The organism is Streptomyces yaizuensis, assembly GCF_034961445.1.
Classification (GTDB): Bacteria; Actinomycetota; Actinomycetes; order Streptomycetales; family Streptomycetaceae; genus Streptomyces; species Streptomyces yaizuensis.
The window spans coordinates 355,658-375,865 of the sequence record NZ_BSBI01000003.1 but is presented as its reverse complement, the minus strand read 5'-3'; the positions used below and the strand labels follow the sequence as shown (position 1 = coordinate 375,865).

Below are 20,208 nucleotides of genomic sequence, written 5' to 3'. Positions count from 1 at the left end.
ATTGGCTGGTGTTATCGCTGTTTGGCATCATCCCCCCGCGGGGTTCCCTGCCGGAAACTCCCCCTACCGAATCCGTTCACCGGAGGAGTAGGAGCCCCCCACATGCGTCACTCCAGAATCATCGTCCCGGCCCTCGGTGCCGCCCTCGCCGCCGCCCTCGGCGCGGTGCCCGCGTCCGCCGCCGTCGCGCCGGAGTCCCCCGCGGCCGCCGCCCCGACCACCGCCGCGCCCTACGCCGCCTACGAGGGCTCGAAGGAGGACAGCAGGGCGAACGAGGCGTTCTTCGCGGCCGTCCTGAAGTCCGTCGCCGAGAAGCGCAAGGCCAACCCGGGCGCCCGGGTGGTCACCGTCACCTACAACGCGGCGGGCGCCCCCACCTTCCGCGCCCAGATAGCCCGCTCCACCCAGATCTGGAACAGCTCGGTCGCCAACATCCGGCTCCAGGAGGGCTCGAACCCCAGCTTCCGCTACTACGAGGGAAATGACTCCCGGGGCTCCTACGCGAGCACCGACGGCCGCGGCCGGGGCTACATCTTCCTCGACTACCGGCAGAACCAGCAGTACGACTCGTACCGCGTGACGTCCCACGAGACCGGGCACGTGCTCGGTCTGCCGGACAACTACCGGGGCCCGTGCTCCGAGCTGATGTCGGGCGGCGGCCCCGGCCCCTCGTGCACCAACGCCGTGCCGAACGCCGCCGAGCGCGCCCGGGTCAACGCCATCTGGGCCTCCGGGCTCGCGTCGGCGATGAAGCAGGTCTCCTGACCTGACCCCGCCGTCCGGACCACACCCGGGTCCGGACGGTTCCGGAACGCGTACGAGGGCGCCCCGCCTGCCGCGGCGGGGCGCCCTTCGCGTGCTCGCGCCGCGGGCCGCTCAGGCGGCGGGCCGGAGCGCGCCCAGCTCGGCCCCCGGCGGCAGCTGTTCGCGGATCCGGCCGAGGGCGCCGTCGAAGTCGCCCCCGGCGATCCCGGAGGCGAAGGCCGCCCCGGCGTAGTGCAGGGTCAGCTGGAGGTCCGCCCGGTCCAGGGCGCCCTCGGGCCGTAGCTCACCGAGGGTCAGCAGACAGCTCAGCGTGGCCCGTTCGACGGTCCCGTCCGTGTGGACGGGCAGCGGTATGTCCCACTCCAGTACGCAGGAGGAGAGCAGCACGCCCTCCGTCCCGACCGCCTCCAGGGCGGCGATGGCGGCCCCTTCGTACTCAACACCCCTGATGCGCGTGCGCAGTTGCCGTCCGTGCGCCGCGATCGTGACCGCTTCCGCGCCCCGTCGGTCGCGGTACCAGCCCGCCCAGACTTCAGTCGACTCCGATGACATGGCGCGGACTGTAGCGGTACCGGGAACTCCGCTGAACGGCAGGGATGGTTCAGACCGCGCCGGAGCGCGCGCCGGGGTCGCCTTCCGGCCGTCCCGCCCGGCCCGCGGGGTGCCGTCCGGCGGGGTGGAGGGCGCGGGCGGGCGGCTCGGCGAAGGCGGCGCACTCGGCGTTACGGCAGGGCCCGGGGCCCCAGGAGGGGACGAACGCCCCCAGGGTCTTGCGGCGGGTGATGACCGTCCCGACGGGCAGGCCGCAGACCGGGCACCGGGGCTCGGCCCGCGGGCCGCGGACGGTCCCGCGTCCATCGCTGGTCATGCCTCCAGCGTACGGCGCGCGGGGCGCCCCGGACAGCCGGGAGGCCGGGGCCGGGGCGCGGGTCAGCGCTGCCGGCGGTAGGTGCGCACGACGACCCCGTTGTCGAAGGAACGCAGCGACTCCAGCGCGAACGCGTCGATCCGGAACCCCGCCGCGAACATGGGCATCCCGGAGCCGAGGACCACCGGATACGTCTTGATCACCAGCTCGTCCACCTCGTCCCGGAGCTGCCCGGCGACGTCCGCGCCGCCGCAGAGGTAGATGCCGAGGCCGTCCTCGCGCTTCAGCTCCCGCACCCGGGCGGCGATGTCCCCGGAGACGATCTCGACATGGGGGTCGGGGAACTCGGTGATGCTGCGGGAGACGACCAGCTCGCGCAGGTGCGCGTACGGGCTGGTGATCCCTTCGGCGAGGGCCAGTTCATAGCTGGCCCGGCCCTGGATGACCGTGTCGAAGCGGGAGTTCGGCACGGATTCGATGCCGAACAGCCGCCGCGCGGGGGTCGGCAGGGTGTCCGCGCCCTCGGTCCTGAGGTAGTCGAGGTACTCGCCGTGGACGTAGGTGTTGAAGAAGGCCGCGTCACCGTCCGGGGCTCCGATGAAGCCGTCGATGGAGACCGCGACGTAGTAGCTGAGCTTGCGCAAACCGGTCCTGTCGTCAGGGGATGGAGCAGGGCGATGGGTGCGGCGAGCGGGCGGGCCGCTCGACCACTCCACTCATAGTGCTCCATCCGTAGTGGCTTGGCAAGGGTGTTCCGCGCGCACCGCGCCGGGCCCCTGTCGCGGGGCCCGCGGGGGTCAGCGGCTGCGCCGTGTGACGAACTCCGCCAGGTCCAGCAGATCGCCCGCCGCCGCCGGGTCCGGCACCGCCCGGGACAGCTCCTGCACCGCGCCCGCCATCCGGTCGGCGGCCTGGAGCTGCGCCCAGTCCCGCCCCCCGGCCCGCTCCACGGCGTCGGCCGCCCTGCGGACGTCCGCGCCGGTCAGCGGGGTCCGGTAGAGCCGGGCCAGCTCCGCGCCCGCGGGGGTGCCGGACCGGAGCGCCGCCACCACCGGCAGCGACTTCTTGTGCGCGACCAGATCCGCCCCGGCCGGCTTGCCGGTGCGCGCCGGATCCCCCCAGATGCCGATCAGATCGTCGATCAGCTGGAAGGCGAGCCCGGCCTCGCGGCCGAAGGTGTCCAGCGCGGCGATCCGCTCCGGCTCGGCCCCCGCGTACAGCGCGCCCAGGGCGCAGGAGCAGCCCAGCAGCGCCCCCGTCTTGGCGATCGCCATCTCCACGCACTCCGCGAGCGAGACCTCGCGGGGGCCGCGCCCCTCGAAGGCGCAGTCCGCCTGCTGCCCGCCGCACAGCTCGATGACGCAGGCGGACAGCCGTCCGGCGGCGGCGGCCGACGCCGGGTGCGGGTCCTCGGCGAGGATCCGCAGCGCCAGCGCGAAGAGGGCGTCACCGGCGATGACGGCGTCCGCGACACCGAAGACGGTCCAGGCCGTGGGCCGGTGACGGCGGGTGGGGTCCCGGTCGATGACGTCGTCGTGGAGCAGGGTGAAGTTGTGCGCCAGCTCCACCGCGACCGCGGCGGGCACGGCCGTGAGGGGGTCGCCGCCCAGCGCCCGCGCGGCGGCGAGGACGAGCGCGGGCCTGACGGCCTTGCCCGCGCCCCCGTCGGCCGGGGCGCCGTCGGCGTCCTCCCAGCCGAAGTGGTAGAGCGCGATCCGGCGCAGCGGGCCCGGGAGGGTGTCGAGCGCGGTCCGCAGCGGGGGGTCGACCACCGCCCGGGCGCGCTCCAGCAGCGCGAGGGCGGCACGGCCCTCGATGGCCTCCGACATGGTCAACGGTCTGTCCTCTCGGTCATGCGGTGGAGCGGCGGGTCATCCGTTCGCCGCCGACCCACGAGAGAAGCCTTTCAGCACGCAGAGTCCTAGCACCATTACACAAACGGATGGGACTACATTCCCACCGCCGGGGCACGGGAGGGAGGAACTTCGCGAACTGCCGAGTGGATGACCGGATCGGCTCGCACACAAACCGAACGACTCACCCCGGCAATGAAGTTGTGACCAAAACGATTGCGCCACCGTACGCACCCCGTCCCGCGCTCCCGTCCCGCGCCGTGTCGCACCTCCGTACGCCCTCTCGCACCACCGCGCGTCCGGATCCCCCGGACGCGCCGGACCCTCCCCCGTCCCCGGGGCGCGGCCGTACCGCGAGCCCGCCGGAAGGGGCGCTGCGACAATGGGCATATGCCTCCGGAAGTCCCCGCCGACCTGCCCGGTCCCCCCGGTCCGCCCGGTCCCCCCGCTCCTGCCGGCCCCGCCGCCCTGCGGCCCCGGCCGCCCTCCCCCCTCCAGCGGGTCGACGACGAGCGGTTCACGCGGCGCGGACTGCGTCTGCTGCTCAAGCGGGACGACCTGGTCCACCCCGAGCTGCCGGGCAACAAATGGCGCAAACTCGCGCCCAATCTGCGGGCGGCCGCCGGGCGGCCCCTGCTCACCTTCGGTGGCGCCTACTCCAACCACCTGCGGGCGACCGCCGCCGCCGGACGGCTGCTCGGCTGCCCGACCATCGGCGTCGTCCGGGGCGACGAACTGGCCTCCCGCCCGCTCAACCCCTCGCTGGCCCGCTGCGCGGCCGACGGCATGCGGCTGGTCTTCGCCGACCGGGGCTCCTACCGCCGCAAGGACGAGCCGGAGGTGCTGGCCCGGCTGGTGGAGCGGGCCGCCCCGGACGGCGAGGTGTACGTGATACCCGAGGGCGGCAGCAACGCCCTCGCCGCACGCGGCTGCGCCGGCCTCGGCCGCGAACTCGCCACCGGCCCGGCCGCGGCCCCGTGGACGGCCCCGTACGGCCCTGTCGTGGCCGGGGTCGCCTGCGGCACCGGCGGTACGCTCGCGGGGCTCGCGGCGGGGCTCGCGCCGGGCGCCCGCGCGATCGGCTTCCCCGTCCTGCGCGGGGACTTCCTCGCGGACGAGGTCCTGCGGCTCCAGCACGACGCCTTCGGCGGCCGCCGGGGCGACTGGACCCTGGACGGCCGCTTCCACGCCGGCGGCTACGCCCGGACGTCGCCGGAGCTGGCCCGCTTCGCGGACGGCTTCGAAGCCGCGCACGGTCTCGCCCTGGAGCGGGTGTACGTGGCCAAGATGCTGCACGGCCTGACCACGCTCGCCGAGGAGGGCGCCTTCGCCCCCGGCACCACCGTCGTCGCCGTGGTCACCGGTCACGCCGACCCCGACGCGTCCCCGTCCTCCTCCTCGCGGTAGGCGGCGGCCTCCTCCAGGTCCAGCCGGCGCAGCAGCGTCCGCATCATCTCGTCGTCGATCCGCCGCGCGTCCCGCAGCTGGACGAAGACCGTGCGCTCGGTCTCGATCAGCTCCCCTGCCAGCCGCCGGTAGGTGGCGTCCGTCGTCTCCCCCGTCACCTCGTTGACGGCCCCCAGCCGCTCCCACACGGCGTTGCGCCGCCGCTCCAGGACGGCGCGCAGCCGCTCCTCCAGCGGCTGGGGCAGGGCGTTGCGCTCGTCCCGCAGCAGCTCGTCGAGGCGCGCGTCCGCCGCCCGGGACGCCTCGCTCTGCGCCTGCGCCTCCGCCAGGGTCTCGGCCTGCGCGTCCGGCTGCGGCAGCCGCAGCGCCCGGATCAGCGCGGGCAGGGTCAGCCCCTGCACCACCAGCGTGCCGATCACCGTCGTGAAGGTCAGGAACAGGATCAGATTGCGCGCGGGGAAGGGGTCGCCCGCCAGGGTGACCTGGGGGATCGAGAAGGCGATGGCGAGCGAGACCACCCCGCGCATCCCGGCCCAGCCGACGATGACCGGGCCCTTCCAGGTGATCTCCCGCGCCTCCCGCTCCCTGATCCGGCGGGAGAGGACCCACGGCAGATAGGTGCCGGGGAAGACCCACACGTACCGCACCACCACGACGAAGACGAACACGGCGACGGCGTACCCCAGCGCCTCGGCGACGCCGGTGTCGCCGAGGCCCCGGACGACGTACGGCAGCTGGAGCCCGATCAGCAGGAAGACGGTGGACTCCAGGACGAAGGCGACCATCTTCCAGACGGCCCCCTCCTGGAGCCGGGTGGCGAAGTCGACCTGCCAGCGGCGGTGGCCGAGATAGAGCCCCACGACGACCACGGCGAGCACCCCGGAGGCGTGCACCTGCTCGGCGGCGGCGTAGGCGACGAAGGGGATCAGCAGCGACAGGGTGTTCTGGAGCAGGGGTTCGCGCAGATGGGTGCGGAGCCAGTGCAGCGGGACCATGAGCACCAGGCCGACCCCGACGCCGCCGAGGGCGGCGAGCGCGAACTCCTCCGCACCCCCCGCCCAGCTGGCCCCCTCGCCGATCGCGGCGGCCACGGCGACCTTGAACGCGGTGATGGCGGTGGCGTCGTTCACCAGGGACTCGCCCTGGAGGATGGTGGTGATCCGGTGCGGCAGCCGCAGCCGGCGGGCGATCGCGGTGGCGGCGACGGCGTCCGGGGGCGCGACGACCGCGCCGAACACCAGGGCGGCGGTCAGCGGGACCGCCGGCACCAGCAGATGGAGCAGCAGGCCGACGGCGACGGTGGCGAAGAGCACATAGCCCACCGACAGCAGGGCGATGGGCCGCGCGTTGGCCCGCAGGTCCAGATAGGAGGCGTCGAGGGCGGCGAGGTGGAGCAGGGGCGGCAGCAGCAGCGGCAGGACGATGTGCGGATCGAGTGTGTAGTCGGGCACGCCCGGCAGATAGGCGCCCACGAGTCCGGCGGTCACCAGGATGAGGGGCGCCGCCACGGGCGTCCGGCCGGCGGCCCCGGCGATCACGGCACTCGCCGCGATCAGGGCCACCAGGGAGAGTGCGTCCATGCTCCGGTCCTCTCCGGTCCTCGGGGGATCGGCGCCGCCGCCGCGAGGGGCCGATCCCCCGAGGACCGGTTCGCCGGGACGGCGCGCCGTCATCGCCGTAACCTGGCCATCATGAGCGAGTGTCCGCACATCGCCGGGTTGCCCCGCCCTGAGCCCGCCCCGGCGAGCGATACCTGTCCGGAGTGCGTGGCCGCCGGTACCGTCCCGGTCCATCTGCGGCTCTGCCTGGAGTGCGGCCATGTCGGCTGCTGCGACTCCTCACCGCTGCAACACGCCACCGCGCACTTCGCCGGGACGGGTCACCCGGTGATGAGGAGCTTCGAGCCGGGCGAGGACTGGCGGTGGTGCTTCGTGGACGAGTCCCTGGTCTGACGCCGCGGACACCGCAGGACGGCGCAGGAGCACGCGGTACCGCGCAGGCCCGCGCCCCGACACCGGCCTGCCTTCCCGCCCCCGGGGCGGCGGGAAAGAGCCGCCGTGCGACGGGGTCCCCGCCGCGTCCCGCCGGCACCGGGCACAGGCCGCGCCCACCATCGTCACACAGTGTGATGATCGGATCGTGGCCATCTCCGGCCCGCACCACGGTTCGACGGCCCCACGTGCGGGTACGTCAACCATCCACCCCTTCCTCACATTTGAGCCTCCAACCCCTAGCCACCGTGTGTGGTCATATGCTTACCATGAGTGATCGAGGCGGAGGAGGGGGGCCCGGCGACAGCGCACCATGGATCGCGATAGCGTCGCCGGGCCAGTACCGGCTACGTACGGACTGCGTAGCGACGGCTTCGGGACCTTTCTCCCGCGGCCCGGAAAGAGCTTGTGCCACTTGGAGGTGAGGGTGTCCCAGATCGCAGGCGAGCCCGGGACCCAGGACTTCGTGGAAGTCCGGCTGCCCGCTGCGGGTGCCTATCTGTCGGTGTTGCGGACGGCCACGGCCGGTCTCGCGGCACGGTTGGACTTCACCCTCGACGAGATCGAGGATCTGCGGATCGCGGTCGACGAGGCGTGCGCGATCCTGCTGCAGCAGGCGGTCCCCGGCTCCGTCCTCAGCTGTGTCTTCCGGCTCATCGACGACTCCCTGGAGGTGACGGTCTCCGCGCCGACCACGGACGGCCGGGCGCCGGAGCGGGAGACCTTCGCCTGGACGGTGCTCTCCGCCCTGGCCGGCAAGGTCGAATCCTCGGTCGCCGAGGACCGCACGGTCTCCATCAGCCTGTACAAACAGCGCGGCGCGGGACCCGGGCCGGCGTGAGGAACGGGGACGGTCCGGTGCGGAACGAGGACGGTCCGGTGCGGAACGAACCACCCCCGGTGCATGACTTCCCGGAGCAGCAGGCCCGGCCGCACCCGGTGGACGGACTCGACGGCCGCGGCGCGGCCGGCGTGGAGCGGGCGCGGGCGGGGGGTGGCCCTCCCGGTGATGCCGGGGGCGCCCCGCGTGTGGTGGAAGGCCGGGAGAGGGCAGGCCGTATGAGCGAGCACGGGCACGGACAGGGGCAGGAGACACCGGACCGCAACGGCGCGCGGGCGAAGTTCGTCGAGCTGCGCGAGCTGCCCGACGGCTCCCCGGAGCGGGCCGAGCTGCGCAACCAGCTGGTACGGATGCATCTGCCGCTGGTCGAGCATCTGGCACGGCGGTTCCGCAACCGCGGGGAGCCACTGGACGACCTGACACAGGTGGCGACGATCGGCCTGATCAAGTCGGTGGACCGGTTCGACCCGGAGCGGGGGGTCGAGTTCTCGACCTATGCCACCCCGACCGTGGTCGGGGAGATCAAGCGCCACTTCCGGGACAAGGGCTGGGCGGTCCGGGTGCCGCGGCGGCTCCAGGAGCTGCGCCTGGCCCTGACGACGGCGACGGCCGAGCTGTCCCAGCTGCACGGCCGCTCCCCCACCGTGCACGAGCTGGCCGAGCGCCTCGGCATCTCGGAGGAGGAGGTCCTGGAGGGCCTGGAGTCGGCGAACGCGTACTCCACCCTCTCGCTCGACGTCCCCGACACGGACGACGAGTCCCCGGCGGTGGCGGACACCCTGGGCGCCGAGGACGAGGCGCTGGAGGGCGTCGAGTACCGGGAGTCGCTCAAGCCGCTGCTGGAGGACCTGCCGCCGCGCGAGAAGCGGATCCTGCTGCTGCGCTTCTTCGGCAACATGACCCAGTCGCAGATCGCGCAGGAGGTCGGCATCTCCCAGATGCACGTCTCCCGGCTGCTGGCGCGCACCCTGGCCCAGCTGCGCGAGAAGCTGCTGGTCGAGGAGTAGCGGGACGGCAGGACAGGACGGCAGGAGAAGGGCGAGGGGCGGGCCGGCGTCGACCGCGGCCCGCCCGTTCCGTCCGATCACGCGGTGCTGCCGGTCACGGCCGGCCAGGCGGGTGTCAGGCGTCGCGGGCGGCGCCGATACCCAGCGCCCGGGTGGTCTCCGCGTTCACGATCAGCACCAGGCCCGAGACCGCGACCGCCGCGACCAGGATCCCCAGCGGGATCAGCCCGCCGGTCGACTTCAGCAGCGTGTACGCGGGGATCAGCGCCATCAGATGGGTGATCAGCGCGGGGCCCCGGCTCCAGCTCCGGCACAGCAGCAGCCCCCGGGCCGCGATCAGCGGGATGGCGCCGAGTGCGATGAGCGTCACTCCGCCCGTCTCGGCCTGGACCGGGCTCTCCGGCCGGCCGAGCAGACCCATCACCAGCAGATAGACGCCGTACCCGACCAGGGCCAGGCCCTCCACCGCGGACACCGCGGCCGCGGCGGTCAGACGGGCGGGGCGCGGGGTCCTGTCTTCAGTCACACCGGTAAGGGTAGCCGCCGGGCGCGGACGCCTTACGGGGTGCCTTGCCGGGCGCCTTGCCGGGCCCGCCGGAGGGTCCCGGCCTGTGCCCCTGTCACCCTCAGTGGGTACGCTGCTGCGCATGCGCGCACTTCTCGTGGTCAACCCGGCAGCTACCACCACCAGCGCGCGGACGCGTGACGTACTGATCCACGCACTCGCCAGCGAGATGAAGCTGGAGGCCGTCACCACGGAGTACCGGGGGCACGGCCGGGACCTGGCCCGCCGGGCGGCCGAGTCGGACGACATCGACCTGGTGGTCGCCCTCGGCGGCGACGGCACCGTCAACGAGGTCGTCAATGGTCTGCTCCACGACGGCCCCGACCCCGACCGGCTGCCCCGGCTCGCGGTCGTCCCCGGCGGTTCGACCAATGTCTTCGCCCGCGCGCTCGGCCTGCCGAACGACGCCGTGGAGGCCACCGGCGCGATCCTCGCCGCCCTCGCCGAGCAGAGCGAGCGCACGGTGGGCCTCGGGCTCGCCTCCGGCACCCCGGGCACCCCGGACGAGGGCACCCCGGAGCGCTGGTTCACCTTCTGCGCCGGCGTCGGCTTCGACGCGAGCGTGATCGGCCGGGTCGAGCAGCAGCGCGAGCGCGGCAAGCGCTCGACCCACGCCCTCTATCTGCGTCAGGTGGTCCGCCAGTTCCTGGGCGACCCGCACCGGATACACGGCCAGCTCACCCTGGAGCGCCCCGGCCACGAGCCGGTCACCGATCTCGTCCTGTCCATAGTGGCGAACACCTCGCCGTGGACCTTCCTGGGGAACCGTCCGGTGTACGCGTCGCCGAAGGCGTCGTTCGACACCGGCCTCGATGTCCTGGGGCTCTCCCGGCTCTCCACCCCGGCGGTGGCGCGCTACGCCACCCAGCTGCTCACGTCCAGCCCGAGCCGGGGGGCGCAGGGCAAGCACGCGATTACTCTGCATGACCTCGGCGAGTTCACCTTGAATTCAAAGGTCCCGCTGCCTTTCCAGATGGACGGCGACCACCTCGGGCTGCGTACGAGCGTGACGTTCACAGGCGTACGCCGTGCACTGCGTGTGATTGTGTGAGTAGAAGGCTCAAACAGCCTTTATCTCGAACGTACGGACTGGTCTCCACCCCATGGAATGACGGCTGTGACCTAGTCGACACCGTAGAATCAAAAAAAACTTTCCGGAAGGGGTTGTATCCGTCGCCGAGGTTTGCGAGTCTCTTCATGGCGATCGGGACGGCCCGCAGGATCGGGTGACCGCAGATCGCCGGAACCCCCTCTCAAAACCCTGGACCACACGTCGACGTGTCGGCGGTCGGCCCTTCCCTTGCGGGGGGATTCGTGAAAGCGTTCACATTCACAAGCAACCTGCACGTAATACCAAGGAGAGGTAGCAGCCATGGACTGGCGTCACAACGCCGTTTGCCGCGAGGAAGACCCCGAGCTCTTCTTCCCCATCGGCAACACCGGTCCTGCGCTGCTGCAGATCGAGGAAGCCAAGGCCGTCTGCCGCCGCTGCCCCGTCATGGAGCAGTGCCTGCAGTGGGCGCTTGAGTCCGGCCAGGACTCCGGCGTCTGGGGTGGCCTCAGCGAGGACGAGCGCCGCGCGATGAAGCGCCGCGCCGCCCGCAACCGGGCGCGCAACGCCAGCGCCTGAGCCGCCCCGCACCGAGCCTGGGTTTCGGCGGCGCGTACAGCGTGTACGCACTCACCGCCCCCCGAGCCGCAGCGCGCAGCAGTAACCCACAGCATTCGAGCCCCGGACCGAAATCCCTTCGGTCCGGGGCTCGCTGCTGTTCCCGTATCGGTAAATCGCCTTACCTGTACGGAAATTACTTCTGGGCGCTTACCGGGATATCGAGCACAACTCTGGTACCGGTGTCAGGGCCGGGCACAGGGAGCATGTCGAACGTTCCGCCCAACTCCCCTTCCACAAGGGTTCGTACGATCTGCAGACCGAGATTTCCGTCCCGGTGCGCGTCAAAGCCCGCGGGCAGTCCCCGGCCGTCGTCCTGGACCGTGATCAGCAGTCGTGCGGCGCTCCGGTCGACGCGGATCTCGCCCCGGACGGCGGACACCTCGACCGAGCCCCGCTCCCCCGCCGGGAAGGCGTGCTCCAGCGCGTTCTGGAGCACCTCGGTGAGGACCATCGAGAGCGGGGTGGCGACCTCCGCGTCGAGGACCCCGAACCTGCCGGTGCGGCGGCACTCGACCTTGCCCGGCGAGATCTCGGCGACCATGGCGATCACCCGGTCGGCGATCTCGTCGAACTCCACCCGCTCGTCCAGGTTCTGCGACAGGGTCTCGTGCACGATGGCGATCGACCCGACCCGGCGGACGGCCTCGTTGAGGGCCTCGCGGCCGCCCTCGGAGTCCATCCGGCGGGCCTGGAGCCGCAGCAGGGCGGCGACCGTCTGGAGGTTGTTCTTGACCCGGTGGTGGATCTCCCGGATGGTGGCGTCCTTGGTGATCAACTCGCGTTCCCGGCGGCGCAGTTCCGTCACGTCGCGCAGCAGGACCAGGGAGCCGATGCGGGTGCCCTTGGGCTTGAGCGGGATGGCGCGCAGCTGGATGACGCCGCCGTTGCCCTCGACCTCGGTCTCCCGGGGGGCGTAGCCGCTGGCCAGCTTCACCATGGCCTCGTCGACGGGGCCCCGGGAGGGCGCCAGCTCGGCGGTGACCTGTCCCAGGTGGTGTCCCACCAGGTCGGAGGCGAGTCCGAGCCGGTGGTAGGCGGAGAGCGCGTTGGGGCTGGCGTACTGGACCAGTCCGTCGGCGTCGAGGCGGATCAGTCCGTCGCCGACGCGCGGCGAGGCGTCCATGTCGACCTGCTGCCCCGGGAAGGGGAAGGAGCCGGCGGCGATCATCTGGGCGAGGTCGGACGCGGACTGGAGATAGGTCAGCTCCAGCCGGGACGGGGTCCGCACGGTCAGCAGATTGGTGTTGCGCGCGATCACGCCGAGGACCCGGCCCTCGCGGCGGACCGGGATCGACTCGACGCGTACGGGGACCTCCTCACGCCACTCCGGGTCGCCCTCGCGCACGATCCTGCCCTCGTCCAGGGCGGCGTCGAGCAGGGGGCGGCGGCCGCGCGGGACGAGATGGCCGACCATGTCGTCCTGGTAGGAGGTGGGGCCGGTGTTGGGCCGCATCTGGGCGACGGAGACATAGCGGGTGCCGTCCCGGGTCGGGACCCACAGCACCAGGTCGGCGAAGGAGAGGTCGGAGAGCAGCTGCCACTCCGAGACCAGGAGATGGAGCCATTCGAGGTCGGATTCGCTCAGCGCGGTGTGCTGGCGTACGAGGTCGTTCATGGAGGGCACGTGTGCGAGCGTACCCGCGGGGTGAACCGGGTGCGGCGGGCGCCCGTGTCAGGGGGTGGGGGCACCGGGCGGGAACTCCTCCGGGACCGGGGTCGGGAATCCACCCGGGGGCGCCCGGTGACCCCACCTCCGCCGGGGCGCACCCGGGGGGCGTTCGAGTGCGCCAAGCAATCCCCGCCGATCCATGGACATCCGCGAATGGTCTAGTCCACAATGAAGACGCAGGCTGAACTTCCGCTCTCCACCGCACAGGAGAGTGGAACGAGGTCCCGGTGCTCTCTGCCCTGACTGCGCCCGGTCCTCCCTGACGGCCGCGCGGGACCGCACACCCGCGTCGGCCGAGCACTCCGGGCCGCGGTGCCGGACGGGTTGAGGGTCCCGTCAGGCGCCGCGGCCCGCGGGTATGTCAGGGCCCTGCTCCCCTTGCCTGCGCGTTCAGTGGGTCTCCGTCACCTTCGCCAGCGCCCTGGGCGCGTCCGGGTCCTGCCCCCGCGCGATCGTGACCTCGTACGCCAGCTGTTGCAGTGGCAGGATCTCCAGGATCGGCTGAAGCTCCTCCAGGACCCCTGCCGTGGGCAGGACGAACCCCGCCGAGGCCGCCGCCACCTGCGCGGACGGCCCGACCACCACCAGATCGGCGCCCCGGCCCCGCAGCCGGTCGAGCACGGGTTGCAGGGCCTCGCCGCCCCTGCCGTCGGTGACCACGGCGATCACCGGGGAGATGTTGTCCACCATCGCCAGCGGGCCGTGCAGCAGGTCGGCGCCCGAGTAGGACAGGGCCGGGATGTAGCTGGTCTCCATCAGCTTCAGCGCGGCCTCCTTCGCGGTGGGATAGCCGTAGCCGCGCGAGGTGATCACCATCCGCTCGGCGAAGCGGTAGCGGGACGCCAGCCGCCGTACCTCGTCCTGCCGGGCGAGGACCGCCTCCGCCAGCTCGGGCAGGGCACCCGCGGCGCCGGCGGCCGCGTCTCCTTCCCGCCCGCGCACCCCGGCGACCAGCAGATAGAGGCTGAGCAGGGACGCGGTGTAGGTCTTGGTGGCCGGCAGGGCCTTCTCCGGGCCGGCCAGGATGTCGATGTGGTACTCGGAGACGGCGGCCAGCGGCGAGTCGGGGTTGTTGGTGACCGCGAGGGTGAGGGCGCCCGCCTCCCGGGCCGCCCGGGTGGAGGCGACCAGGTCGGGCGAGCCGCCCGACTGGCTGACGGTGACGACGAGGACGTCCCTAAGGCGGGCCCGCGCCCCGTAGGCGGTGGTGGTGGACATGGAGGTCAGCCCGCACGGCAGGCCCAGCTGGATCTCCAGCAGGTACTTCGCGTACAGGGCCGCGTTGTCGGAGGTGCCGCGCGCGGTCAGCAGGACGAACCGCGGCTCGCGCTCGGCGATCCGGGCCGCCACCTCATGAATCAGCGGCGCACCCTCGTCCAGGATGCGCCGCAGTACCGCGGGCTGCTCCGCCATCTCGCCGGACATGATCCGGCCGGGCCGTTCGCTCGCGCCGGCCGAGTACGGGGTGGACATGACGGTGCCTCCCACTGCTCGTGACGACGCCGGGGCGGGAGGTGTCCCCCCGCCCCGGCGTCGTACGGTACGTGTCGGTCAGCCGCCGGCTCCCTGACCGGTGATGACCTCGGCGGCGGCCGCACCGCAGACCCGGGCGGCGCCGTGGGTCGCGATGTGCAGCGCGCCCTTGGGCTGTGCGCGGTTGAGGCCCATCTCGACCACGATGGTGTCGGGCCGGGCCTCGACCAGCGCGTCGAGTGCGGCCGTCATCCAGGCGTGCCGGTGGGCATCGCGGACCACTGCGACGATCCTACGGTCTGCCGCGCGTGCCAGCACCTTGCCCACCAGCTCGGACGGGTCCGTCTCGGAGGCGTCGTAGCTGTCGGACTCGGTCCCGGGCAGCAGCTTCGCCAGCTCGGCACCGACACCCCAGGGGGTCTCGTTGCTGACGGCGATGTTGTTCTCGGGGGCGAAGGAGGCGATGTACGGAGCGGTGGTGACCGGCTCGTAGGGCAGCTCTCCGGCGGTGACCCGGATGGCCCGGCGGGCGGCGACGAGGCCGACGCCGGGGCCGGACGCGATCCCCTCCTGCTGTGCCGCGCCCGGCTCCGGCGCGGACGTCCTGGACCGGCGCGTCCACTCGGCGAGGGAGCGCACCCGCGCCGCCGCGTCCGCCAGCCGCTCCTCGGGCAGGTCGCCGTTGCGGACGGCGGCGACCAGGGCGTCGCGCAGTCGCAGGACGGTGCCCTCGTCGCAGAGCCCGCCGCCGACGCAGATGGCGTCGGCACCCGCGGCGATGGCGAGCACGGTGCCGCGCTCGATGCCGTAGGTCGCGGAGATGGCCTTCATCTCGATGCCGTCGGTGATGATCAGCCCGTCGAAGCCCAGCTCCTGGCGGAGCAGGCCGGTGAGGATCTGCGGGCTGATGGTCGCCGGGCGCTCGGGGTCGAGCGCGGGCAGCAGGATGTGCGCGCTCATCACGGCCTTGGGGCCCGCGTCCAGGGTGTCCCGGAAGGGCGGCAGGTCGCGGACGCGCAGGGTGTCCATGCCGACGTCGATGCGCGGCATGGCGTGGTGCGAGTCGACGTTGGTGTCGCCGTGGCCCGGGAAGTGCTTGAGGCAGGCGGCGACGCCGGAGGCCTGCATGCCCTCGACGTAGGCCCGGGTGTGCCGGGTGACCAGGCGGGCGTCGTCGCCGAAGGACCGGACGCCGATGACCGGGTTGTCCGGGTTGGCGTTGACGTCGGCGGTCGGGGCCCAGTTGAGGTTGACCCCGCACTCCGCGAGCCGGCGGCCCAGCTCACGGGCGACCTCACGGGTGAGGTCGACGTCGTCGACGGTGCCGAGCGCGTAGTTGCCGGGGAAGGAGGAGCCCTCGCGGACCTCCAGCCGGGTCACGTCGCCGCTCTCCTCGTCGATGGCGACGAGGATGTCGTCCCGCTCGGCGCGCAGCTGCGCGGTGAGCGCGGCGACCTGCTCCGGGGTCTGGATGTTCCGGCCGAAGAGACCGACGGCGGCGAGGCCGTCGGCGACATGGCGGAGCACCCAGTCGGGAGCGGTGGTGCCGACGAAGCCGGGCTGGAGCACAGCCAGGGCGTCGCGGGTCAGAGTGTCGGAGGTACCGCGTGCAACAGTCGTCATGCCGTTATCCCTTCACAGCGCCGGAGGTCAGGCCGGCGGCCATCTTCTTCTGAATGATCATGAAGAAGATGACGACCGGGATGGCGACGATGACGGAGGCGGCCATCAGCGCGCCGTAGTCGGTGCCCCGGGAGGTGGTGAAGTTCGCCAGCCAGATGTTGAGCGTGTACTTGTCGTTGTCCTGGAGAACGATGTACGCGAGCATGTACTCGTTCCAGGCGTTGATCAGCGAGAAGATCGACGCGGCCGCGAGACCGGGCGCGAGCAGCGGGAAGACGATCCGCCAGAAGGCGCCCATCTGGCTGCACCCGTCCACCATCGCGGACTCCTCCAGCTCCTTCGGGATGTTGATCACGAAGCCGCGGATCATCCAGGTGGCGAAGGGGAGCGTGGAGACCATGTAGATGATGATGATTCCCCAGAACTCGTTCAGCGCGCCGAACTCGTTGAGCTGGAGATAGATGGGGATCAGCATCGCGGTGGGCGGCAGCAGCTGCACCACGATGAGCACGATCATCAGCGGACGGCGGCCGTAGAACTTGAAGCGGCCGATGGCGTACGCGGCGATGGTGGCCAGCAGCATGGCGCCGGCGACGGCGGTGATGCTGATGATGAGGCTGGCCTGGATGGCGGTGTCGAAGTTCTCGTACTTCACCGCACGCTTGAAGTTGTCGAAGGTCAGCGAGGAGGGCCAGAGGGTCTGGTCCCAGCTGCGGATCTCCCGGTTGGGCCGCAGGGAGCTGACGACGAGCCAGTACACCGGGAAGGCCATGACCGCGAAGATCAGCATTCCCAGCGTGTTGTAGACGTGGCGGCTCTTCTTCTTACGGTCCGTCGAGCGCTTGAGCTTGACGGCCGGCGCGGACTTCACGGTGGTCACGGGTGTCTCGGTCTTCGGCGCGGAGGCAGTGGTGCTCAATCGACCTCTCCGATCTTGAGCAGCTGACGCAGGTAGTACACGGCGACACCGGACAGCAGCAGAACGGTGATCAGGGAGATGGCCGCGCCCTGGCTGAAGGAGTTGTTCTCGAATGCCTTGTTGAAGGCGTAGAGGCCGATGATCTCGTACTCGGGTTCCGGCTTGCTTCCGCGCATCAGCCATACCTGGCCGAGGACGTTGAAGTCCCAGATCACCGAGAGGGTGGCGACCATCTGGAAGACGGGCTTGATCACCGGGAAGGTCACATAGCGGAAGTTGCCGAAGGCGTTGACGCCGTCGATGGCGGCGGCCTCCTCCAGCTCCTTCGGGACCTGGGTGAGGGCGGCGTAGAGAGTGATCGCGACGAAGGGGATGGCGCCCCACACGACGACCGCGCCGATGATGACGAAGCCCTGCTTGTAGTCGAGCCACCAGTTGTGGCCCTGGAAGTCCAGTCCCAGGTACTTGGTCAGGACCATGTTGATGACGCCGTAGTCCGAGTCCGCCAGCCAGCGGAAGATCGAGGACGCGACGAGCAGCGGGATGGACCACGCGGCGATCAGGGCGCCGGTCAGCATCAGCCGCGCCCAGTCGGACATGCGCTGCATCATCAGCGCGACGCCCAGACCGATGACGAGTGTGGTGACCACACAAGCAATCATGAAGATAACGGTCAGCGTGACCGAATCCCAGAACTCGCCGTCGGTGAGGATGTCCTCGAACTGCTGGAAGCCCACCCACTCCGGGTCGGTGCCGAGCCAGAGTTCCTTGCGGCCCACGTCCTGGAAGGACATGATCACGGTTCTGATCAGCGGCCAGACGAACACCGCCGCGATGGCGATGAAGGCCGGTGCGATCAGGAGATAGGGCAGCAACGCCCCCTTGCGTCTCCGCTGGCCACCTCCCCCGGACGTCTTGGGTTCGTGGACTTCGGCGGGCCGCTTGTCGGCCGCCTCCGTGGCGGCTTGGGGGTCCGGTCCCCCGGGGGTCTTGAGCTCGGCGGCACTCATGGTGCGTGGCCTTCCGTTCGGACTTTTCACCTGAGGCGGGGGTGACGGCCCCGGCGCCATCGCGCGGGACCGTCACCCCCCGGGGAGATCAGAGGCTGGTGACCGGAAAGGTCAGGCGCCTTCGTTGTTGATCAGCTTGTTGATCTCCGCGTCGGCCTTCTTCGTGGCGTCGGCGACCGAGGTGCCCTTGATGATGTCGAGGAGCATCAGCTCCAGGACCTCGGACTTCTCGATGGCGGCCCAGCCCGGGGCGATCGGGGTGAACCAGGAGGTCTCGACCGCGTTGGCGGCCGGAGCGGTCGCCGGCTTGGTCTTCAGCGGCTGGAGCTGCTTGGTGTTGTTCGGCAGGATGTCCTGGGCCATCAGGCCCTCCTGCGACTTCTCGTTCGTGTAGAACGAGATCCACTCCTCGCCCAGGTCCTGCTGCTTGGACTTGGCGATGGTGGCGAGGTCCGAGCCGCCGATGAAGGTCGGGAGCGGCTTGCCGTCGGGGCCGGGCATACCCGCCGTGAGGATCTTGCCCTCCAGCTTCGGGTTGCCGTTCTCGCCGCCGAAGACGCTGCCGGCCTCCCAGGCGTTGCCGTAGATCACGGCGGCCTTCTCGTTCGCCATGACGTTGGCGTGGTCCTGCTCGTCCTTGGTCTTGTCGGCCTTGTTGTACTTGTTGACCAGGTCGACGTAGTGCTGGATGCCCTTCTGGGCCTCCGGGCTGGAGAGCGAGGCGGTCCACTTGCCGTCGCCGTCGACCTCGGCGATCTTGCCACCGTAGGCAGCCACGTAGGACATGGCGGCGTACCAGTACTTGCCCGGCAGGTAGAGGGAGGAGTAGCCCTTGTCCTTGCCGTACTTCGCCGCGACCTTGTCGAGGGCGGCGGTCAGCTCGGCCTCGGTGGTGGGCAGCTTGTCGACCTTGGCGCCGGCCTTGAACATGTCGGTGTTGTAGACGGCGACGCGTGCACCCGCGTAGTAGGGCACACAGAACATCTTGCCCTCGAAGGTGCAGGTGTCCTTCAGACCCTTGATCCAGGTGTCCGAGTTCGCGTACTTCTTCGGGTCGATCTCGCCGAGGGCGCCACCGAGGATGTACGTCATCGTCTCGGTGTTGCCCAGCTCGACCACGTCGGGGAACTTGTCACCGGAGAGGGCGGCGTCGAGCTTCTTGGTCTTGTCGCCCCACTGCTGGTACTGGACGTTGACCTTGACCTTGGGGTACTTCGCGTTGAACTGCTTGGTGGCGTCGGCGACGACCTCGGGCCAGGTGGACTGGGCGTCGTTCATCAGCCAGACGGTGAGTTCACCGGTACGGTCCTTCGGGGCCGCGTTGTCGTTGCCCTTGTCGTCGGAGCCACACGCCGCCACCGAGACCATCATGGCCGCTACACCGACTGCAGCAATGAGCTTGCGCTTCACGCCACCCTCCTCAGGGATGCAAGAGTTCCCCCCACCGCCCGGGAGTCGCACAACACGCAGTGCACAGTGACAGCGCTTCAGGTCTGCCCGTGGGGCTGGGACCTGGTCTTTAATGGTTTAGACCAGTACCCGGGAGCTTGGCCTAGACCTTTTGGGGTGTCAAGGGTGTATAAGAAGGGCAGTCGCGTCCGTTATAGGACCGACACCTGAGGGAGGGCGACGTCCCGTGACCGGACCGTGCCACCATGTGAGCCGCTACAGACGGAGGAGCCGGTGACGGCAGCAGCGCAGGAGTCGGGAAGGCTGGGCATGACCACGGACGGGGTGGGGACGGAGAGCGAGGGCGGGCCTTCGACCCGTACCGCGCGCGTACCCAAGTACTACCGGCTCAAGCGCCACCTTCTGGACATGACAGAGACTATGCCCCCGGGGACGCCCGTGCCCCCCGAACGCACACTCGCGTCCGAATTCGACACCTCACGGACCACCGTACGCCAGGCACTTCAGGAGCTGGTGGTCGAGGGACGGCTCGAACGCATCCAGGGCAAGGGCACCTTCGTGGCCAAGCCGAAGGTCTCCCAGGCACTCCAACTGACCTCGTACACCGAGGACATGCGGGCCCAGGGTCTGGAACCCACCTCCCAGCTGCTGGACATCGGCTATGTGACCGCCGATGACACCCTGGCCGGGCTGCTGGACATCACCACCGGCGGCCGCGTGCTGCGGATCGAGCGGCTGCGGCTCGCGAGCGGCGAGCCGATGGCGATCGAGACCACCCACCTTTCGGCCAAGCGCTTCCCCGCGCTCCGGCGCAGCCTCGTCAAGTACACCTCGCTGTACACCGCGCTGGCGGAGGTCTACGACGTCCATCTCGCGGAGGCCGAGGAGACCATCGAGACCTCGCTGGCGACCCCGCGCGAGGCGGGGCTGCTCGGGACCGATGTGGGGCTGCCGATGCTGATGCTCTCCCGCCACTCGCTGGACGGGCGGGGCGAGCCGGTGGAGTGGGTGCGCTCGGTCTACCGGGGCGACCGCTACAAGTTCGTCGCCCGCCTCCAGCGGCCGGCCCGCTGACCGGGGCGCGGGGCGTTCCGCACGGCCGCCCCGCCCCCGCGACCGCCAACAGGCCCCGGGC

20 protein-coding genes are annotated in these 20,208 nt (G+C 71.2%); 8 read left to right on the top strand and 12 right to left on the bottom strand.

Features of this window, described 5'->3' with window-relative positions; genetic code table 11:
• Window positions 1-102 precede the first annotated feature (102 nt).
• Window positions 103-765, top strand: coding sequence for a snapalysin (gene snpA, locus SYYSPA8_RS09950; RefSeq protein WP_323446660.1), 663 nt, complete (start codon window positions 103-105; stop codon window positions 763-765).
• A 111-nt stretch (window positions 766-876) separates the two neighbouring features.
• Here the strand turns inward: snpA and SYYSPA8_RS09945 are convergent, their stop codons facing one another.
• The 4 genes from SYYSPA8_RS09945 to SYYSPA8_RS09930 form a co-directional block, all read right to left on the bottom strand.
• Complete coding sequence (locus SYYSPA8_RS09945; protein ID WP_323446659.1) at window positions 877-1,317, bottom strand: DUF6304 family protein; 441 nt, start codon at window positions 1,315-1,317, stop codon at window positions 877-879.
• Between the two features lie 49 nt (window positions 1,318-1,366).
• Window positions 1,367-1,633, bottom strand: a complete 267-nt coding sequence (locus tag SYYSPA8_RS09940; RefSeq protein WP_323446658.1) for a hypothetical protein — start codon at window positions 1,631-1,633, stop codon at window positions 1,367-1,369.
• 62 nt (window positions 1,634-1,695) lie between these two features.
• A complete protein-coding gene (locus SYYSPA8_RS09935) occupies window positions 1,696-2,277 on the bottom strand; it encodes a dihydrofolate reductase family protein (RefSeq protein WP_323446657.1) in 582 nt (193 codons plus the stop codon).
• Window positions 2,278-2,430: 153 nt separating this feature from the next.
• The gene (locus tag SYYSPA8_RS09930) at window positions 2,431-3,462 is read right to left on the bottom strand and encodes a family 2 encapsulin nanocompartment cargo protein polyprenyl transferase (protein WP_407705971.1); all 1,032 of its coding nucleotides are present in this window, start codon (window positions 3,460-3,462) and stop codon (window positions 2,431-2,433) included.
• 414 nt (window positions 3,463-3,876) lie between these two features.
• Between SYYSPA8_RS09930 and SYYSPA8_RS09925 the strand changes: the two genes are divergently transcribed.
• Window positions 3,877-4,893: a 1-aminocyclopropane-1-carboxylate deaminase/D-cysteine desulfhydrase gene (locus tag SYYSPA8_RS09925; protein ID WP_323446655.1), complete on the top strand. Its 1,017-nt coding sequence runs from the start codon at window positions 3,877-3,879 to the stop codon at window positions 4,891-4,893.
• Here SYYSPA8_RS09925 and SYYSPA8_RS09920 read toward each other — a convergent pair.
• The gene (locus tag SYYSPA8_RS09920; RefSeq protein WP_323446654.1) at window positions 4,851-6,473 is read right to left on the bottom strand and encodes a Na+/H+ antiporter; all 1,623 of its coding nucleotides are present in this window, start codon (window positions 6,471-6,473) and stop codon (window positions 4,851-4,853) included. The genes SYYSPA8_RS09925 and SYYSPA8_RS09920 overlap by 43 nt on opposite strands.
• Window positions 6,474-6,584: 111 nt before the next feature.
• On the opposite strand from SYYSPA8_RS09920, the gene SYYSPA8_RS09915 reads away from it, so the two are divergent.
• The 3 genes from SYYSPA8_RS09915 to SYYSPA8_RS09905 all read left to right on the top strand — a co-directional run bounded on the left by SYYSPA8_RS09915 (window position 6,585) and on the right by SYYSPA8_RS09905 (window position 8,732).
• Window positions 6,585-6,845, top strand: a complete 261-nt coding sequence (locus SYYSPA8_RS09915; RefSeq protein WP_323446653.1) for a UBP-type zinc finger domain-containing protein — start codon at window positions 6,585-6,587, stop codon at window positions 6,843-6,845.
• Between the two features lie 466 nt (window positions 6,846-7,311).
• Window positions 7,312-7,725: an ATP-binding protein gene (locus SYYSPA8_RS09910; protein WP_323446652.1), complete on the top strand. Its 414-nt coding sequence runs from the start codon at window positions 7,312-7,314 to the stop codon at window positions 7,723-7,725.
• Window positions 7,614-8,732 (top strand): RNA polymerase sigma factor SigF, encoded by a 1,119-nt coding sequence (locus SYYSPA8_RS09905; RefSeq protein ID WP_407705970.1) that lies wholly within the window; start codon window positions 7,614-7,616, stop codon window positions 8,730-8,732. Before SYYSPA8_RS09910 ends, SYYSPA8_RS09905 begins: the two co-directional genes overlap by 112 nt.
• Before the next feature lie 115 nt (window positions 8,733-8,847).
• Here the strand turns inward: SYYSPA8_RS09905 and SYYSPA8_RS09900 are convergent, their stop codons facing one another.
• A complete protein-coding gene (locus tag SYYSPA8_RS09900) occupies window positions 8,848-9,258 on the bottom strand; it encodes a hypothetical protein (protein ID WP_323446650.1) in 411 nt (136 codons plus the stop codon).
• Window positions 9,259-9,379: 121 nt separating this feature from the next.
• Between SYYSPA8_RS09900 and SYYSPA8_RS09895 the strand changes: the two genes are divergently transcribed.
• The gene (locus tag SYYSPA8_RS09895; protein WP_323446649.1) at window positions 9,380-10,348 is read left to right on the top strand and encodes a diacylglycerol/lipid kinase family protein; all 969 of its coding nucleotides are present in this window, start codon (window positions 9,380-9,382) and stop codon (window positions 10,346-10,348) included.
• A gap of 321 nt (window positions 10,349-10,669) precedes the next feature.
• Window positions 10,670-10,927 carry a WhiB family transcriptional regulator gene (locus tag SYYSPA8_RS09890; protein WP_003953983.1) on the top strand — a complete coding sequence of 86 codons (258 nt, stop codon included), beginning with the start codon at window positions 10,670-10,672 and terminating at the stop codon, window positions 10,925-10,927.
• 175 nt (window positions 10,928-11,102) lie between these two features.
• Here SYYSPA8_RS09890 and SYYSPA8_RS09885 read toward each other — a convergent pair whose 3' ends face one another.
• From SYYSPA8_RS09885 to SYYSPA8_RS09860, 6 genes are all read right to left on the bottom strand, one after another.
• Complete coding sequence (locus SYYSPA8_RS09885) at window positions 11,103-12,584, bottom strand: histidine kinase N-terminal domain-containing protein (RefSeq protein ID WP_323446918.1); 1,482 nt, start codon at window positions 12,582-12,584, stop codon at window positions 11,103-11,105.
• 444 nt (window positions 12,585-13,028) lie between these two features.
• Entirely contained in the window at window positions 13,029-14,111 is a 1,083-nt protein-coding gene (locus SYYSPA8_RS09880; RefSeq protein WP_323446648.1) for an SIS domain-containing protein, read from the bottom strand.
• A 78-nt stretch (window positions 14,112-14,189) separates the two neighbouring features.
• Entirely contained in the window at window positions 14,190-15,734 is a 1,545-nt protein-coding gene (locus SYYSPA8_RS09875; protein ID WP_323446647.1) for a glycoside hydrolase family 3 protein, read from the bottom strand.
• A gap of 4 nt (window positions 15,735-15,738) precedes the next feature.
• Window positions 15,739-16,524, bottom strand: coding sequence for a carbohydrate ABC transporter permease (locus SYYSPA8_RS09870; protein ID WP_323446917.1), 786 nt, complete (start codon window positions 16,522-16,524; stop codon window positions 15,739-15,741).
• A gap of 125 nt (window positions 16,525-16,649) precedes the next feature.
• Complete coding sequence (locus SYYSPA8_RS09865; RefSeq protein WP_323446646.1) at window positions 16,650-17,663, bottom strand: carbohydrate ABC transporter permease; 1,014 nt, start codon at window positions 17,661-17,663, stop codon at window positions 16,650-16,652.
• Between the two features lie 111 nt (window positions 17,664-17,774).
• Entirely contained in the window at window positions 17,775-19,073 is a 1,299-nt protein-coding gene (locus SYYSPA8_RS09860; RefSeq protein ID WP_323446645.1) for a sugar ABC transporter substrate-binding protein, read from the bottom strand.
• A 309-nt stretch (window positions 19,074-19,382) separates the two neighbouring features.
• Here SYYSPA8_RS09860 and SYYSPA8_RS09855 point away from each other — a divergent pair, with 309 nt between their 5' ends.
• Window positions 19,383-20,147: a GntR family transcriptional regulator gene (locus SYYSPA8_RS09855; protein WP_323446916.1), complete on the top strand. Its 765-nt coding sequence runs from the start codon at window positions 19,383-19,385 to the stop codon at window positions 20,145-20,147.
• The last annotated feature ends 61 nt before the right edge of the window (window positions 20,148-20,208 follow it).

Coding starts and splice junctions, on each gene's coding strand:
- snpA (WP_323446660.1), top strand. CDS start 103: ATGCGTCACTCCAGAATCATCGTCCCGGCCCTCGGTGCCGCCCTCGCC.
- SYYSPA8_RS09945 (WP_323446659.1), bottom strand. CDS start 1,317: ATGTCATCGGAGTCGACTGAAGTCTGGGCGGGCTGGTACCGCGACCGA.
- SYYSPA8_RS09940 (WP_323446658.1), bottom strand. CDS start 1,633: ATGACCAGCGATGGACGCGGGACCGTCCGCGGCCCGCGGGCCGAGCCC.
- SYYSPA8_RS09930 (WP_407705971.1), bottom strand. CDS start 3,462: ATGTCGGAGGCCATCGAGGGCCGTGCCGCCCTCGCGCTGCTGGAGCGC.
- SYYSPA8_RS09925 (WP_323446655.1), top strand. CDS start 3,877: ATGCCTCCGGAAGTCCCCGCCGACCTGCCCGGTCCCCCCGGTCCGCCC.
- SYYSPA8_RS09920 (WP_323446654.1), bottom strand. CDS start 6,473: ATGGACGCACTCTCCCTGGTGGCCCTGATCGCGGCGAGTGCCGTGATC.
- SYYSPA8_RS09915 (WP_323446653.1), top strand. CDS start 6,585: ATGAGCGAGTGTCCGCACATCGCCGGGTTGCCCCGCCCTGAGCCCGCC.
- SYYSPA8_RS09895 (WP_323446649.1), top strand. CDS start 9,380: ATGCGCGCACTTCTCGTGGTCAACCCGGCAGCTACCACCACCAGCGCG.
- SYYSPA8_RS09890 (WP_003953983.1), top strand. CDS start 10,670: ATGGACTGGCGTCACAACGCCGTTTGCCGCGAGGAAGACCCCGAGCTC.
- SYYSPA8_RS09885 (WP_323446918.1), bottom strand. CDS start 12,584: ATGAACGACCTCGTACGCCAGCACACCGCGCTGAGCGAATCCGACCTC.
- SYYSPA8_RS09880 (WP_323446648.1), bottom strand. CDS start 14,111: ATGTCCACCCCGTACTCGGCCGGCGCGAGCGAACGGCCCGGCCGGATC.
- SYYSPA8_RS09875 (WP_323446647.1), bottom strand. CDS start 15,734: ATGACGACTGTTGCACGCGGTACCTCCGACACTCTGACCCGCGACGCC.
- SYYSPA8_RS09870 (WP_323446917.1), bottom strand. CDS start 16,524: ATGCTGATCTTCGCGGTCATGGCCTTCCCGGTGTACTGGCTCGTCGTC.
- SYYSPA8_RS09865 (WP_323446646.1), bottom strand. CDS start 17,663: ATGAGTGCCGCCGAGCTCAAGACCCCCGGGGGACCGGACCCCCAAGCC.
- SYYSPA8_RS09855 (WP_323446916.1), top strand. CDS start 19,383: ATGACCACGGACGGGGTGGGGACGGAGAGCGAGGGCGGGCCTTCGACC.